This window comes from Microbacterium sp. NPDC058342, assembly GCF_042723935.1.
Classification (GTDB): Bacteria; Actinomycetota; Actinomycetes; order Actinomycetales; family Microbacteriaceae; genus Microbacterium.
In genome coordinates this window covers 1,065,022-1,081,137 of the sequence record NZ_JBHXID010000001.1, presented here as the reverse complement: position 1 = coordinate 1,081,137, position 16,116 = coordinate 1,065,022, and the positions used below count along the sequence as shown (strand labels likewise).

13 protein-coding genes and 1 riboswitch are annotated in these 16,116 nt (G+C 68.4%); of the genes, 3 read left to right on the top strand and 10 right to left on the bottom strand.

Going from position 1 to position 16,116, the window contains the following annotated elements:
* The first annotated feature begins 48 nt into the window (after positions 1–48).
* The gene (locus ACFWHT_RS04875; RefSeq protein WP_378825977.1) at positions 49–594 is read left to right on the top strand and encodes a helix-turn-helix domain-containing protein; all 546 of its coding nucleotides are present in this window, start codon (positions 49–51) and stop codon (positions 592–594) included.
* Positions 595–600: 6 nt separating this feature from the next.
* Here ACFWHT_RS04875 and ACFWHT_RS04870 read toward each other — a convergent pair whose 3' ends face one another.
* Positions 601–1,449 carry a phospholipase gene (locus ACFWHT_RS04870; protein ID WP_378825975.1) on the bottom strand — a complete coding sequence of 283 codons (849 nt, stop codon included), beginning with the start codon at positions 1,447–1,449 and terminating at the stop codon, positions 601–603.
* A 259-nt stretch (positions 1,450–1,708) separates the two neighbouring features.
* On the bottom strand, positions 1,709–3,622 hold the full coding sequence (gene typA, locus ACFWHT_RS04865) for a translational GTPase TypA (protein WP_378825973.1): 1,914 nt from the start codon (positions 3,620–3,622) through the stop codon (positions 1,709–1,711).
* A gap of 134 nt (positions 3,623–3,756) precedes the next feature.
* Here typA and ACFWHT_RS04860 point away from each other — a divergent pair, with 134 nt between their 5' ends.
* A complete protein-coding gene (locus ACFWHT_RS04860; protein ID WP_378825971.1) occupies positions 3,757–4,545 on the top strand; it encodes a CPBP family intramembrane glutamic endopeptidase in 789 nt (262 codons plus the stop codon).
* Positions 4,546–4,595: 50 nt separating this feature from the next.
* Here ACFWHT_RS04860 and ACFWHT_RS04855 read toward each other — a convergent pair whose 3' ends face one another.
* The 8 genes from ACFWHT_RS04855 to gcvT form a co-directional block, all read right to left on the bottom strand.
* Positions 4,596–5,117 carry a PH domain-containing protein gene (locus ACFWHT_RS04855; protein ID WP_378825969.1) on the bottom strand — a complete coding sequence of 174 codons (522 nt, stop codon included), beginning with the start codon at positions 5,115–5,117 and terminating at the stop codon, positions 4,596–4,598.
* Positions 5,114–6,772, bottom strand: coding sequence for a dipeptide ABC transporter ATP-binding protein (locus tag ACFWHT_RS04850; RefSeq protein ID WP_378825967.1), 1,659 nt, complete (start codon positions 6,770–6,772; stop codon positions 5,114–5,116). Before ACFWHT_RS04850 ends, ACFWHT_RS04855 begins: the two co-directional genes overlap by 4 nt.
* A gap of 20 nt (positions 6,773–6,792) precedes the next feature.
* Positions 6,793–7,725 carry an ABC transporter permease gene (locus ACFWHT_RS04845; protein WP_378825965.1) on the bottom strand — a complete coding sequence of 311 codons (933 nt, stop codon included), beginning with the start codon at positions 7,723–7,725 and terminating at the stop codon, positions 6,793–6,795.
* On the bottom strand, positions 7,715–8,644 hold the full coding sequence (locus ACFWHT_RS04840) for an ABC transporter permease (RefSeq protein WP_378825963.1): 930 nt from the start codon (positions 8,642–8,644) through the stop codon (positions 7,715–7,717). The genes ACFWHT_RS04845 and ACFWHT_RS04840 overlap by 11 nt, the downstream gene beginning before the upstream one ends.
* 87 nt (positions 8,645–8,731) lie before the next feature.
* Complete coding sequence (locus ACFWHT_RS04835) at positions 8,732–10,360, bottom strand: ABC transporter substrate-binding protein (RefSeq protein ID WP_378825960.1); 1,629 nt, start codon at positions 10,358–10,360, stop codon at positions 8,732–8,734.
* Between the two features lie 179 nt (positions 10,361–10,539).
* The gene (gene gcvP, locus ACFWHT_RS04830; protein WP_378827903.1) at positions 10,540–13,362 is read right to left on the bottom strand and encodes an aminomethyl-transferring glycine dehydrogenase; all 2,823 of its coding nucleotides are present in this window, start codon (positions 13,360–13,362) and stop codon (positions 10,540–10,542) included.
* 56 nt (positions 13,363–13,418) lie between these two features.
* Positions 13,419–13,796, bottom strand: a complete 378-nt coding sequence (gene gcvH / locus ACFWHT_RS04825) for a glycine cleavage system protein GcvH (protein ID WP_378825958.1) — start codon at positions 13,794–13,796, stop codon at positions 13,419–13,421.
* Positions 13,793–14,899, bottom strand: coding sequence for a glycine cleavage system aminomethyltransferase GcvT (gene gcvT, locus ACFWHT_RS04820; protein WP_378825956.1), 1,107 nt, complete (start codon positions 14,897–14,899; stop codon positions 13,793–13,795). The genes gcvH and gcvT overlap by 4 nt, the downstream gene beginning before the upstream one ends.
* A 150-nt stretch (positions 14,900–15,049) precedes the next feature.
* Positions 15,050–15,143, bottom strand: a riboswitch (glycine riboswitch).
* Positions 15,144–15,207: 64 nt separating this feature from the next.
* On the opposite strand from gcvT, the gene ACFWHT_RS04815 reads away from it, so the two are divergent.
* Positions 15,208–15,873 (top strand): NUDIX domain-containing protein, encoded by a 666-nt coding sequence (locus ACFWHT_RS04815; RefSeq protein ID WP_378825954.1) that lies wholly within the window; start codon positions 15,208–15,210, stop codon positions 15,871–15,873.
* Positions 15,874–16,116: the final 243 nt, after the last annotated feature.

Genomic DNA, 16,116 nt, shown 5'->3' with positions numbered 1-16,116 from the left:
CCGCGCCATGTCAGTCAAGTCGAACGATCGTTTGCGATACTGAACGGCATGGAACTGCGCGAACGCATCGCCCACTCCCTCCGCCGCGAGCGTGAGAGCGCCGGCCTCTCCGTGTCGGAGCTCGCGCGCCGAGCGGGCGTCTCCAAGGCCACCGTGTCACAGCTCGAGAGCGGTGCGGGCAATCCCAGCGTGGAGACGCTGTGGGCGATCGGCGACGCCCTGGGCGTGCCGTTCGCGACGCTCGTGGACCAGAGCACCACGGCGCCGCGGCTCATCCGCGTCGGCGACCACGCCGGAGTGCCGTCGGCGGCAGCGCCGTACCTGGCGACCCTGCTGTCGGCCGCGGCTCCGGGAACCCGGCGCGACATCTACCTGATCCAGGCCGAGCCCGGCGAGCCCCGCCGGTCGCTGCCGCACAGACACGGCACCACCGAGCACGTCGTGCTGTTCTCCGGCGAGGCGCTGATCGGCCCTTCAGAGAGCCCCGAGCTGCTGCATCCCGGTGACTACCTGTCGTACGCCGGCGATGCCCCGCACATCTTCGAGGCCCGCACGGCCGGGACCAGCGCCGTGCTGGTCAGCGAACTGCGCTGAGCGGAGTCAGTACCAGTTCACCGCCTGCGAGTGCCCCCAGGCCGCGCAGGGCGTGCCGTAGGCGCGCTTGATGTAGTCGAGGCCCCACGAGATCTGCGTGGTCGCGTTCGTGCGCCAGTCCGCCCCCGCCGTCGCCATCTTGCTGCCCGGCAGCGCCTGCGGGATGCCCGTCGCACCGCTCGGGTTGTACGCGCGGTAGTTCCAGCTGGACTCCTTGTTCCACAGCGATGCGAGGCAGGAGAACTGCCCTTCGCCCCAGCCGTAGCGCTCGGCCGCGAGCCTGCGCGCGGTCGCCTGCGCGCCCTCGACCGTGTTCGCCGCCGCCAGAGCGGCGGCGCGGCGCTTCTCCTCCGCGGCCTTCTCGGCTGCGATGCGCGCCTTCTCCGCGGCGATGCGCTCGGCTTCGGCTTCGCGGGCGTCCGTCAGCGCGTTCTGCAGGGCGGCGGTCTCACGCTGCACGACGACGGTGCCCCGCACCACGTCGTCGGCGAGATCCATCAGGTCCTCGCCCGTCCGATCCCCGGGCTCGGCGAGCGCCTTCACATCGGTCTTCAGGTCAGAGAAGTCGACGGCGGTCATTGCCGGCACCGGCGGGATCTCGGATGCCGCCACGACGTCGTTGAGCGCGTGCGCGTTGGTGAGTGCGATCTTCCCGTCTTCGACGATCTCGGATGCACGGTGGAGATCCGCCTCTGAGGGCGCGGCGAGCGCGGGCGCTGCGACGACGCCGACGGCCGCACCGGCGGCGAGCACCACGCCCGCCGCGAGACCGGCGAGCGGACGGCTCAGACGTGTGCGGGCGGACACGATGGATGTCACCCGGCGGGACGCACGGGTGCTGAGGGGATGAAGCATGGGTTCGACTTTCGGGTCGTCGTCGGCCCGGACCCGGATCGGGTCGCCCATCGGGAGCGGCATCCCGGGCACGAGGTTCGAGTCTGCACCCCCCGACTGGGCGGAACCCGCCACGGACCTGGGCATCCCGTGGCCGCTTCGTGGGAATCGCGACCTCATGCTCCCATGAAGGTGTGTTATGAGATCGTGATGTTCATCCTGCCGCAGAGACGAGGAAGACCCCGGTGATCACCGGGGTCTTCCTGTGGTACTGCTGCGCTCAGGCGTTGGCGTCCTGGCGCTTCAGGCGCGACGCCTCGCGCCCGCGGATGGTCTGATCGAGGATCACCTTGCGGATGCGGACGGCTTCGGGGGTGACCTCGACGCACTCGTCCTCGCGCGCGAACTCGAGCGACTCCTCCAGCGACAGGATGCGCGGCGGCGTCATGGACTCGAAGGAATCCGCGGTGGCCGAGCGCATGTTGGTGAGCTTCTTCTCCTTGGTGATGTTCACGTCCATGTCGTCGGCGCGCGAGTTCTCGCCCACGACCATGCCTTCGTAGACCTCTTCGGTGGGCTTCACGAAGAACGACATGCGCTCCTGCAGGGCGATCATGGCGAACGGCGTCACCACACCGGCGCGGTCGGCGACGATCGAGCCGTTCTGGCGCGCGACGATCGAACCGGCCCAGGCGTCGTACCCGTGCGAGATCGCGTTGGCGATGCCGGTGCCGCGCGTGATCGAGAGGAACTCGGTGCGGAAGCCGATCAGGCCACGCGACGGCACGATGAACTCCATGCGGATCCAGCCGGTGCCGTGGTTGATCATGTTGTCCATGCGCCCGCGGCGGTTCGCCATGAGCTGCGTCACGGCGCCGAGGTGCTCCTCCGGCACATCGATCGTGAGGTGCTCGTACGGTTCGTGGACCTTGCCGTCGTCGCCCTTGCGGGTGACGACCTGCGGCTTGCCGACCGTGAGCTCGAAGCCCTCGCGGCGCATGTTCTCGACGAGGATGGCGAGCTGCAGCTCGCCGCGACCCTGCACCTCCCACGCGTCGGGACGACCGATGTCGTTCACGCGGATCGACACGTTTCCGATCAGCTCGCGGTCCAGGCGGTCCTTCACCATGCGGGCGGTGAGCTTGTGCCCCTTGACCTTGCCGACCAGCGGAGACGTGTTCGTGCCGATGGTCATCGAGATCGACGGCTCGTCGACGGTGATCTGCGGCAGCGGCCGCACGTCGTCGGGGTCGGCGATCGTCTCGCCGATCATGATGTCGGCGAAGCCGGCGATGACGGCGATGTCGCCAGGGCCGGCCGATTCGGCCGGGTAGCGCTCGAGCGCCTTGGTCATGAGCAGTTCGGTGATGCGGGCGTTCTGCGTGGTGCCGTCCTGGCGCACCCAGGCGACGGTCTGACCCTTCTTCAGCGTGCCGTTGAAGACGCGCAGCAGCGCGAGACGGCCGAGGAAGGACGAGGAGTCGAGGTTGGTGACCCAGGCCTGCAGCGGCGCCTCGTCGTCGTAGGAGGGCGCGGGCACATGCTCGAGGATCGCCGCGAACAGCGGCTCGAGGTCGTCGTTGTCGGGCAGCTCGCCGTTGGCCGGCCGGTTGGCGGATGCCGCGCCGGCACGGCCGGAGGCGTAGACCACCGGCACGTCGAGCAGGGCGTCGACGTCGAGGTCGGGCACATCGTCGACCAGGTCGGAGGCGAGGCCGAGCAGCAGGTCGTGCGCCTCCTCCTCGACCTCGGCGATGCGCGCGTCGGGTCGGTCGGTCTTGTTGACCAGGAGGATCACCGGCAGCTTGGACTCGAGCGCCTTGCGCAGCACGAAGCGAGTCTGGGGCAGCGGGCCCTCGGAGGAGTCCACCAGCAGCACGACACCGTCGACCATCGACAGCGCACGCTCGACCTCACCGCCGAAGTCGGCGTGGCCCGGGGTGTCGACGACGTTGATCGTCACCGGGGTGTCGGTGTGCTCGCCGTTGTAGGTGATGGCGGTGTTCTTCGCCAGGATCGTGATGCCCTTCTCACGTTCCAGGTCGTTGGAGTCCATCGCGCGCTCCTCGACGTGCGCGTGCTCGCCGAAGGAGCCGGTCTGACGGAGCATGGCGTCGACGAGAGTGGTCTTGCCGTGGTCGACGTGTGCGACGATCGCGACGTTTCGGAGGTCAGAGCGGAGGGCGTGCGCCATTCAGGAGTCCTAAGCGGATTGGGATGCGATGGAGGTGCCGCTTGCACTGAGCGAACGTCAGCGAGACGAAGTGACGTTCCAGGATAGCGCACGCGATCAGCCCGTTCCTGAACACGGGATCTAGCATCGAAGGCATGACGGATGCCGAGGCGCTCGGGCGCGCGCCCTCTCGCACCCGGCTCTGGTGGGAGATCGCGATCGTTCTCGCACTGGGCCTGGGCCAGTCGGCGGTGTACGCCGCGGTGCAGCTCGCCTATCGTCTCACCGACGTCACGCCCCTCGTCGACCAGACGACCACGCTGAACCCGTCGCGCAGCGATCGCGAGGTCTTCGACCTGATCTACCAGATTCTCTCGATCGGCTTCGCCCTGGTCCCGGTGCTGCTGGTCTGCTTCCTCCTCTGGCAGCCCAGACGACCGCATCTCGAAGCGCTGGGGCTGAGCGGTCGCGGTCAGGTCCGCGACGCGGGGCGGGGTGTGGTCCTGGTGCTGGCGATCGGCATCCCGGGCATCGGCCTGTACCTGCTGGGGCGCGCGCTGGGGTGGTTCGTGGCGGTGAACCCCGCCGGGCTCGACGCGCACTGGTGGACGGTGCCGATCCTGCTGCTCTCGGCCGCCCGCGCCTCGATCCAGGAGGAGTTCGTCGTGCTCGGCTACCTCTTCGCGCGCCTGCGCCGGCTGGGCTGGGGGCCGTGGCCGATCATCGTGATGACAAGCCTGCTGCGAGCGACCTACCACCTGTACCAGGGTCCGGGCGCCTTCATCGGCAACCTCGCGATGGGCATGCTGTTCGGCTGGCTCTTCGCGCGCACGGGCCGACTGATGCCGTTCCTCGTCGCGCACTTCCTCATCGACGCCGCGGCGTTCGTCGGCTACCCGTGGGCGGCCGCGACCTGGCCGGCGCTTTTCGGGATGCCCGGCTGACCCGCGGCGGGTGCCGGGATCGGCCTTGCCCGCGGCGCTCCGGGAGCGCGTCAGAAGGATGTGACGACGCCGCAGATCAGCAGCAGCAGGAACCCGGCGATGGGCAGGACGTTCCAGCGCACGCTGAGCTGCTGCCCGACTGCCGCGGCGGCTTGCTCACGGAGCTCCTGCAGGATCTCCACTTCGCGGTCGGCGGGCTGCGAGACCCGGGCTCGAGACGACCGGGACACCGGCACAGCCCAAGCCGCGATGATCCGCTCACCCGTGAGCCGGAAGGCGATCTGCCAGCGTAGCGACAGCTCGGCGACCTCGCCCCATCCGAACCGATAGGTGCGAAGCGGGTTGATCACCTCCACGCCCTCACGGTCGGCGATGACGCGCGGATGCACCGCCAGCGCCCACACCGTCCACACGATGAGCAGCAGCCAGGGCGCGATCCGCATCAGCTGGTCGAGCGTTCCCCGCAGGATCAGGTCGCCGAGAAGGAACGCGACGATCGCCGCGACGACGACGAGCCAGACGATCCCCGAGTTGCTGCGAATCGTCCGGCTCGCCGGCACTGACTTCGTCATCGTCCGCCGAAGCTGACGCTGCGTCCGGGAATCGCATCCAGCAGCCGTTGCGTGTACTCCTGCTGCGGCGACGCGAAGATCTGGTCCACGGCGCCCTGCTCGACGATCCTGCCGTGCTCCATCACGCAGACGAGGTCCGCCGCGACGCGGACCACCGCCAGATCGTGCGTGATGAACAGGTAGGTCAGTCCCAGATCGCCCTGCAGCTGCGCGAGCAGCTGCAGGATCTGGTCCTGCACCAGCACATCCAGCGCGGAGACCGCCTCGTCGAGCACCACGATGTCGGGCTTGAGGGCCAGCGCGCGTGCGATCGCCACCCGCTGCCGCTGACCGCCGGACAGTTCGTTCGGATAGCGGGACTCCAGCTCACGCGGCAGCGCCACCTGCTCGAGAAGCTCGCGCACTCGGGCACGGCGGGACGACGTGTCGCCGACGCGGTGCACCTCGAGCGGCTCAGCGATCAAAGAACCGATCGAGCGCAGCGGATCCAGTGACCCGTACGGATCCTGGAACACGGGCTGCAGACCGCGGCGCAGGCGGAAGACCTCGCCGCGGGACATCGAGGTCACGTCCTTGCCATCGATGAGGATCTCACCACTCGTCGCCGGCTCGAGCTGGAGAACCATCTTGGCGACCGTCGACTTGCCCGACCCGGACTCACCGACGAGCGCGAGCGTCTTGCCACGCGGGATCTGGAACGACACGTCGTCGACGGCGCGGAAATCCTCGCTGCGGAAACCCCCGCGGCGGATCCGGTAATCCTTGACCAGATTACGCACCTCGACGGCCGGCGCCGCCGTGCGCATCACCGAGGTGGTGGTCTCGACGCCGCGCTCGGTGACCTCGGCCTGGATTCGCTGCGACGCCAGGCTCGGCGCAGCGGCGACGAGGCGCTGTGTGTAGGGGTGCTGGGGATTCTCGAGGATGTCCCGGCTCGGCCCTGCCTCGACGATCGAGCCTTGACTCATCACGATGATCCGGTCAGCGCGGTCGGCGGCAAGTCCCAGATCGTGCGTGATGAGGAGCACGGCGGTGTCTCTGTCGCGCGTGAGTGATGCCAGATGATCGAGGATCACCCGCTGCACTGTCACGTCGAGCGCGCTGGTCGGCTCGTCGGCGATGAGCAGCGCAGGATGAGCGGCGAGACCGATGCCGATGAGCGCGCGCTGGCGCATCCCACCGGAGAACTGGTGAGGGAACTGGTGCAGACGCCGCTCGGCATCCGCCAGACCGGCTTGCTGCAGCACCTCGACGGTACGACGGCGCACCTCGGCGCGCCCGTGCGCCAGGCCGTTGGCGCGCACGGCCTCACCGACTTGGAATCCGATCGACCAGACCGGGTTCAAGTTCGACATCGGGTCCTGCGGCACATAGCCGATGCGGCGCCCGCGGATCGCCTCCATCGCCCTGCGATCGATTCCGGAGATCCGCTCGCCCTCCAGGGTGATCGTGCCCTCGGTCACGCGCCCGGTGCCGGGAAGCAGGTCGATGATCGCTGAAGCGGTCGTCGACTTGCCCGACCCGGACTCGCCCACGATGGCGACGGTCTCACCGCGGTGGATGTCGAGATCGACGCCGTGTACGACCTCGCGCTCCTTTCTCCCCTTTCCGAAGGAGATCCGGAGGTCGCGAATGCTGAGCAGCGGTGCGCTCATGTCTGCCTTTCTCGAATTCCTCATCGCTGTGCCCTCGACTTCGGGTCGAGGGCATCGCGCAGCAGCTCACCCAGGGTGATGAACGCCAGCACAGCGAGGGTCAACGCGAGCGACGGCCAGATCAGCGCGGCGGGAGCCGTGCGGATATTCGTCTGAGCCTGGCTGATGTCCGCACCCCACGAGACGCCTCCGAGACCGACGCCCAGGAACGACAGCGTCGCCTCGGCGACGATCGCGGTGCCCAATCCCAGCGTGGCGACGACGATCACGGGCGCGAGCGCGTTGGGCAGAACGTGCGTGACCAGCGTCTTGAAGCGCGACAGTCCGAGCGCGATGGACGCCATCACGTAGTCGGACTGCTTGACCCGCAGTACCTCGGCACGCACGACGCGCGCGGTGGACGCCCAGGAGAAGCCGCCGATCGCCAGAGCGAGCGTGAACACGTTGCGGGCATCGGAGAACACCGACATGACGACGATCGCGGCCACGATGTACGGAAGTGTGAAGAAGATGTCGCCGATGCGCGACAGCAGTGAATCGAGCCATCCGCCGTAGAACGCGGCCAGGGATCCCATGACCACGCCGATCAGCGTGCTGATGAGCGTCGCGAGCACGCCGACCGAGAGCGACACGCCCGTGCCGTGCACGATCCGGGACCACGTGTCGCAGCCCTGGCGGGTGAACCCGAGCGGGTGTCCGGCGGCGGGTCCGTCATTGCTGACCGCGAGCTTGCAGGCGCCACCGGACGGTGCGACCTGGGTGAAGAGCGTCGGCCACACCGCCATCAGCACGAACAGCAGCGCGACGACGAGCGAAAGCCAGAACAGGGGGCGCTTCCGCAGGTCTCGCCAGGCATCGAGCCACAGGTTGCTCCTCTTCTCGTCGATGCGGACGGCGTCCACGACGACCTGCGCCTTGGTGACGGGCGCGACGAAGTGCGAATCACTTGACATAGCGGATCCTCGGGTCGAGCACACCGTAGAGCAGATCGATGAGCAGATTGATGAGCACGTAGAGGACGACGAAGATCGTCACGAATGACACGATCGTCGGGGTCTCGCCGGCGAGTATCGCGCGATACAGCGTGTTGCCCACGCCCGGCACGTTGAAGATGCCCTCGGTGACGGTCGCACCGACCATGAGCACGCCGAACTGCGTCGCCGTGTCGGTGACCATCGGGATGAGTGAGTTTCGCAGGACGTGCACGGGGATGACCCGACGTCGGGGCAGACCCTTGCTGTACGCGGTGCGCACCCAGTCCTGCCCGAGCGTCTCGATCGTCGACGATCGGGTGAGACGCATGCTGACCGCGTAGATGCTGACACCGAGGACCATCGCCGGAAGCCAGAGGTCCCCCCAGTCGTTCTGGCCGCCGACTGTGGGTTTGAACCACGCGAGCTGCACGCCGAGGAAGTACTGCGCCAGGAAGCTGAGAACGAAGATCGGCACTGCGACGAAGATCAGTGCGACGACGAGCATCGCGTGATCGTAGACCGTGTCCTTGAGCAGAGCCGAGGTGGTGCCGATGATGATCGCGAGCCCGAACGCGATGAGCGTGGACATGACCGCCAGGCGCAGCGTGACGGGGAACGTGCGGGCCAGCACGTCGGTGACCTGCTGCCCCGAGAAGGTCACGCCGAAGTCGAGACGGAATATGCCGCCGAGGTAGTGCAGGTACTGCACGATGAACGGCTGATCGAGGTTGTACTGCGCGCGAAGGCGGTCGATCACCGCCTGCGGCGGCTGCTTGTCGCCGAAGAGCGCCGCGATCGGGTCACCGGGCACGAGGAACACCAGCGCATAGATGAGCAGCGTGGCGCCGAGGAACACAGGTATCACCTGCAGGATACGCCGGAGGATGTAGGTGGCCATCCCCTCGCCTCCTTTCGAAGATCAACGGGCATCGTCATGGAGCGAGGCGGTGACGCGTACGCCACCGCCTCGCTACGTCGGCCGAGCTCACTCGGCCTTGGTGATCTCCTGGTAGAGCGGCACCGAGTTCCAACCGAACTCGACGTTGTCGACCTGGGTGCCCCATCCGCCGACGACGTTCGAGTACCACAGCGGGATGGCGGGCAGGTCCTCGAGGAGGACGCTCTGCGCCGCGAGGAACTTCGCGTTGGCCTCTTCACTGTCGGTCGCCGAGATGCCTTCCTTGAGCAGCGTGTCGAACTCAGGGTTCGAGTAGTCGCCGTCGTTGGAGCTCGCGTCCGTCGCGTACAGCGGTCCCAGGAAGTTGTACAGGCCCGGGTAGTCCGCCTGCCAGCCTGTGCGGAAGCCGGTCTTGATGGTGCGGTTGGTCACCTCGTCACGCAGTCCCTTGAAGTCGGGGTAAGGAGCTCCGGACGCCTCGATGTCGAGGGTGCCTGCGATCGAGTTGGTGACCGCGTCGACCCACGCCTGGTGTCCGCCATCGGTGTTGTACGCGATCTGGAAGCTTCCGCTCCACGGGCTGATCGCATCGGCCTCCGCCCACAGCTCCTTCGCCTTCTCAGGGTTGAAGTCGAGGACCTCGGCCCCCTCGAGCGAGTCGCTCCAGCCGTCGATGACCGGCGAGGTGTAGTCGCTGGCCGGGGTGCGGGTGCCCTGGAAGATCACATCGGTGATCTCATCGCGGTTGATGGCCATGGACAGCGCTGCACGACGCAGCTTGCCCTCTTCACCGGCGAAGTGCTCGAGCTCCTGGTGGATCGTGAACGACTGGAAGATCGCGGCGGGCTGGTTGACCGACCGGCCCTCCAGCTCGTCCTCGAAGGTCGCGAAAGCCGAGTCCGGGATCGCGTCGAGCACGTCGAGGTTGTCCGCCAGCAGGTCCTGGTAGGCGGCGTCCTGCGTGGCGTAGAAGACGATGTCGAGACCGCCGTTCTTCGCTTCGCGCGGACCGTCGTAGTCGGCGTTCTTCACGAGCGACGCCTTGACGTCGTGCTGCCACGCGCCCTCTCCGTCGAGCATGTACGGGCCGTTGCCGATCGGGTTCTCGCCGAAGGCGTCCATGTCCTCGAAGGCCACGTCCGGAAGCGGGTAGTAGGCCGAGTAGCCGAGGCGCAGGGCGAAGTCGGACGCCGGCTTGTTGAGCGTGATGGTGAAGGTGTGCTCATCGACCTCCTTCAGACCCGTCAGCTCGGAATCCTCTTCGTAGCTGAAGCCCTCGATGTCCTCGAAGAAGTAGCTGGACTTCTGCTCGTTCGACAGCAGTGCTCCGTAGTTCCACGCCTTGATGAAGTTGTCGGAGGTGACCTCTTCGCCGTCGGTGAAGGTCAGGCCTTCACGGATCTTGACCGTGAGTTCGGTCGGCGAGTCGACGGTGATCTCCTCGGCCACGTCATTGGTCACAGCACCATCGGCTTCGTAGGTGATGAGCCCGGCGAAGATGCTGTCGATGATCTTCCCGCCGCCGACCTCGTTCGTGTTCGTCGGGATCAGCGGGTTCTGCGGCTCCGAGCCGTTGGTGCTGATGATCGCGCTCGAATCGCCGGCGGGCTCGTCATCCGCCGCGCCGTTCCCTGTATCGCTCGCGCAGCCCGCGAGAGCCAGGGCCCCAGTCGCGAGCAGCGCGACCCCAGCCAGTGTGATCTTGTTTCGCTTCATTGCGTGTCCTCCTGTGGACGTGAGGCGCGCCCCTTGAGGAGCGCGTCGATGTACCGAGGCTAGACCGCCGACCTCGCAGAACGGTAGGTCCGTTAATCAACCGTTACTGAGGCTCGACGGCAGGGTGAAGGCGCCCTCCGGCTCGGTGGACCGGAGGGCGCCGGAAGTGTCCCGACGGGTCAGGCGAACGCCTCGATGGGCGGGCACGCGCACACCAGATTGCGGTCGCCGTACGCCTGGTCGATCCGGCGCACCGGCGGCCAGTACTTCGTCGCGATCAGGGCGCGCACGGGATACGCGGCCTCCTCACGGGTGTAGGCGTGAGTCCACTCCCCCGCGATCAGCGACGACGCGGTGTGCGGCGCGTTGACGAGAGGGTTGTCGTCCGCCGGCCAGCGGCCGGCGGCGACGGCATCCGCCTCGGCCCTGATCAGGATCATCGCCTCGATGAAGCGGTCGATCTCGGCCAGGTCCTCCGACTCCGTCGGCTCGACCATGAGCGTTCCCGCCACCGGGAACGACATGGTGGGCGCGTGGAAGCCGAAGTCGATGAGCCGCTTGGCGACGTCGTCGACCGAGACGCCGGTGGCCTCCTTGAGCGGTCGCAGATCCAGGATGCACTCGTGGGCGACCCGGCCCTGCTCCCCCGTGTACAGCACCGGATAGTGATCCGCGAGCCGCGCGGCGATGTAGTTCGCCGAGAGCACGGCGGCGGCCGTCGCATGGCGAAGCCCCGCCGCACCCATCATCCGCACGTACGCCCAGGAGATGGGCAGCACGCCGGCAGAGCCGTACGGGGCGCCCGAGACCGGGCCGCCCTCGAACACGTGGCCACCCGCATGCACGTCCTTCTGCGCCTGCGGATGCCCGGGCAGATGCGGCGCGAGGTGCGCCTTGGCCGCCACGGGACCGATCCCCGGCCCGCCGCCGCCGTGCGGGATGGCGAACGTCTTGTGCAGGTTCAGGTGCGAGACGTCCCCGCCGAGGTCGCCGAAGCGGGCATAGCCGAGCAGCGCGTTGAGATTCGCGCCGTCCACGTACACCTGGCCGCCCGCGTCGTGCACGGCGGCGGTGATGTCCACCACCTGCCCCTCGTACACGCCGTGCGTGGACGGGTAGGTGATCATGAGCGCGGCGAGGTTCTCGGCGTGCTGCGCGATCTTCGCGCGCAGGTCGTCGAGGTCGACGTTGCCCAGCTCGTCGGTGGCGACCACGACGACCTTCATGCCCGCGAGCACCGCGGATGCCGCGTTCGTGCCGTGCGCCGACGACGGGATCAGGCACACGTCGCGGTGCGTGTCGCCGTTCGCGTGGTGATAGCCGCGGATCGCGAGCAGCCCGGCGAGCTCGCCCTGCGAACCCGCATTGGGCTGGAGCGACACCGCGTCGTAGCCGGTGACCTCGGCCAGCCACGCCTCGAGCTGGTCGATCATCGCGAGGGAGCCCTCGACATCCGCCGCCGGTGCGAACGGGTGAAGCTGCGCGAACTCCGGCCAGGTGATCGCGGCCATCTCGGTGGCGGCGTTGAGCTTCATGGTGCACGAGCCCAGCGGGATCATGCCGCGGTCCAGCGCGTAGTCGCGATCGGCCAGCTGCTTGAGGTAGCGCATCATGGCGGTCTCGGAGCGGTGCACGTGGAAGACCGGGTGCGTGAGGTACTCGTCCTCGCGCAGCAGGGCCGCGGGCACTGCGCCGGTGGAGCCGCCGCTGAAGCCGAAGACGCGCTCCTCCTTTCCGCCGAACAGCACGGCGACGCGGTGCAGATCGGTGAAGGTGGTGGTCTCGTCCACGGCGATGCCGACGGTGTCGGCGTCGACGAGCCGCAGCAGGATGCCGGCGTCATGTGCCGCGGCGGCCAGGCCGACGGCGTCGCCCGCGACGCGCACGTTGAGGGTGTCGAAGAACGCCTCGTGCACGACCTCGGCTCCCGCCTCGACGAGCCAGCCTCGCAGGATGTCGGCCTTCGAGGCCACATCCGAGGCGATCGCCCGCAACCCGTCCGGCCCGTGGTAGACCGCGTACATCGAGGCCATGACCGCCAGCAGCACCTGGGCGGTGCAGATGTTCGAGGTGGCCTTCTCGCGGCGGATGTGCTGCTCGCGGGTCTGCAGCGACAGCCGGTACGCGGGGTATCCGCTCGCATCGACCGAGACGCCCACCAGACGGCCGGGCAGCTGACGCTCCAGGCCGTTGCGCACGGCCATGTAGCCGGCGTGCGGACCGCCGAAGCCCATCGGCACGCCGAAGCGCTGCGTGGTGCCCACGGCGACGTCGGCGCCGAGCGAGCCCGGCGAGCGCAGCAGCGTGAGCGCGAGCAGGTCGGCCGCGACGACGACGATGCCGTTCGCGACATGCGCGGCGTCGATCACGGCGCTCGGGTCCCACACCCGGCCCGACGCACCCGGGTACTGCACGAACACGCCGAACAGCTCTTCGGGAAGCTCCTCCCCTCCGGCGAGGTCGCGCTCGACGAGCTGGATGCCCACCGCGACCGCGCGGGTCTGCAGCAGAGCTTTCGTCTGCGGCAGCGCGTCGGCGTCGACGACGAAGACCGGCGACTTCGCCTTCGAGGCGCGGCGCGCGAGCAGCATCCCCTCCGCGACCGCGGTCGACTCGTCGAGCATCGACGCGTTGGCGGTCGAGAGCCCGGTCAGGTCGCAGACCATGGTCTGGAAGTTGATCAGCGCCTCCAGTCGCCCCTGCGAGATCTCGGGCTGGTACGGCGTGTACGCCGTGTACCACGACGGGTTCTCCAGCACGTTGCGCTGGATGACCGACGGGGTGAACGTGCCGTAGTAGCCGAGCCCGATCATCGACCGGTTGACCGTGTTGCGGGCGGCGAGTGCGCGCAGCTCGTCGAGCGCCTCGGCCTCGCTCGCGGCATCCGGGATGCCCGTCTCCCCGGCATCCGTGTAGATGGAGGAGGGGACGGCCTGGCGCATCAGCGCCTCGACCGGACTCCAGTCCTCCAGGCTCGACTCCACGCCGAGTGCGTCGAGCATGCGGCGCTGCGCCTGGGCGGGGGTCCCGATGTGACGGTCGGCGAACGAGACCACTCTCAGCCTTCCGTGAGCGCGACGTAGCCGTCGCGGTCGAGCAGGCCGTCCAGGGCACCCTCGGCGACCGACACCTTGACCAGCCAGGCATCCTCGAAGGGCGAGGAGTTCAGCAGCGCGGGGTCGTCGACGACCGCCTGGTTGATCTCCGTGACGGTGCCGGTGACCGGGGTGTACAGCTCCGAGACCGACTTCGTCGACTCGGCCTCGCCGAACACGTCTCCACGGCTGAACTCGGTGCCGACGGCGGGCAGCTCGACGAAGACGATGTCGCCGAGCGCGTCAGCGGCGAAGTCGGTGATGCCGACGGTCGCGGTGGTGCCGTCGAGGGCGACCCACTCGTGCTCTTCGCTGTACTTGAGGGTGCTGAGATCGGTCATTTCTTCCTCCGGTAGAAAGGCAGGGCGGTCACGGTCGCGGGGATCCTCGTCCCGCGCACATCAAGGAATACTGCGGTTCCCTCGTCAGCGGAAGAGGGGTCGACGAACGCCATGGCGATGGGGTGGCCCAGCGTCGGACTCAGCGCACCGCTGGTGATCTCGCCGAGCACGGCGCCCTCGGCATCCACCACGGCGTAGCCGGCGCGCCCGGCACGACGGCCTTCGGCGGTCAGGCCGACGAGCACTCGGGCATCGGATGCCGGGTTCACCGCGTCCTTGCCGACGAAGCGCTCCTTGTCGCTCACGACCACGCGGCCGAGGCCGGCCTGAGCGGGCTTGGTCTCACGGGAGAGCTCGTGCCCGTAGAGCGGCATCCCGGCCTCGAGACGCAGCGTGTCGCGGGCCGCGAGGCCGGCGGGCACCAGCCCGTGCGACGCTCCGGCGGCGAGCACGGCATCCCACAGCGGCTCGGCGTCTGCGGCGGCGACCAGCAGCTCGAAGCCGTCCTCGCCGGTGTAGCCGGTGCGTGCCAGCAGCAGCGGCTTGCCGCCCCAGGTGGCGCCGGCCCACGAGTAGTACTTCTGCTCGGCCCACGGGATCGAGAGATCCTCGATGCCCGCGACCTCCGCGAGGATCCGCTCGGCGACGGGGCCCTGCACGGCGATGAGTGCGTAGTCGTCCGAGACGTCGGCGACCTCCACCTGGAGGGAGACGGTCCGCGCCTCGAGCGCTTCGCGCACGGCATCCCGGTTCCCCGCGTTGGAGATGATGAGGAAGCGCTCCTCGCCCAGACGGTAGACGATCACGTCGTCGATGATGCCGCCGTCCTCGGCCAGCAGCAGCGAGTACTTGGCCTTGCCGACGGCCATCGCCGACAGCCGGCCGGCCAGCGCGTAGTCGAGATACTCGGCCGCGGCAGGACCGTCGACCAGGAACTCGGCCATGTGCGAGATGTCGAAGACGCCCGCGGCCTCGCGCACGGCGTGGTGCTCGGCGAGATCGGAGGTGTATCGCACCGGCATCTGCCAGCCGCCGAAGTCGGTGAAGGATGCCCCGAGCGCCTCATGGCGCGCGCGGAGCGGGGTGTAGCGGGGTTCGGTCACGGAGTTCTCCCGGTCGGTGTCGGGCAGGATGTCGTCGTCGGCATCCTCGGAACTCCCCCTCTGTCATCGGGCCTGAGAGCTTCGCCCTCCTCGAGAAGGAGTGGGGCTTTCACCGTCGGCGGATGCGTGAGCATCTCTTTTCAGAGCGGCCGGACCAGCACGGTAGGGGTACCTGAGAGATTGGCGGGGAGGCTTGCTCCTTCGGTGCCCGGCTGCCATCGCCGGGCTCTCCCGCACAGGTCTTTCGGCCTGTGTTCAGTTAGGGCTCCCAGCATAGCGGCATGGCGGCCTCCTCTAGGCTCGTCGTTGTGACCGGGACGACAGGTGAAGGCGATGCGATCCGCGTCGCCGTGTCGACCGTGATCTTCTCGCTGCGCACCTCCGACGACGGCGACCGGCTCATGCTTCCGCTCGTGCGCCGCACACGGCAGCCGCATCTGGGTTCGTGGGCGCTGCCCGGCGGCTGGCTGGATCCGGCCGAGGACCTGGATGCCGCGGCCTCGCGCACCCTCGCCGAGACCACAGCCCTCAAACCCAGCTACCTGGAGCAGCTGTACACGTTCGGCGACGTGGACCGCGCTCCGACGCGGGCCATCTCGATCGTCTACTGGGCGCTGCTGCGCTCGGATCTCGTCGACGCGCAGCGCTCGGCCCGCGATGCGCCGGAGAACGTCGAGTGGTTCGACGTGGATGCGATGCCCCCGCTCGCCTTCGACCACAACCGCATCGCCGAGTACGCACTCGACCGGCTGCGCAACAAGGTCGGCTACAGCCGCATCGCGGCGGGACTGCTGCCCGACGAGTTCACGCTCACCGAGCTGCGCGAGGTGTACGAGGCGGTGCTCGGCCGCCGGCTGGACCCGTCGAACTTCCGTCGGCTGCTCGAGGGCTCGGACGAGCTCGTGCCCACGGAGTCGTTCCGCACCGGCAAGCACCGCCCCGCGCGCCTGTACCGCTACATCGCCGACGCCTGATCCGGCATCCGGCGGCATCCGCCGCATCCGTTCCCCTCAGATGCCGGCATCCCGCGGCATCCGTTCCCCTCAGATGTCGGCATCCGGCGCATCCTTCCCGTCAGATGTCGGCACGACCTACGGATGCAGGCGCGACGGGGCGCTTCGCGCCGACATCCGTCGGATTCGCCGACATCCGGCCGGCGGCACGCCCTGGATTGCACTTCTGGTCACATCGACATAATCTGAGATCACACTAAGTGT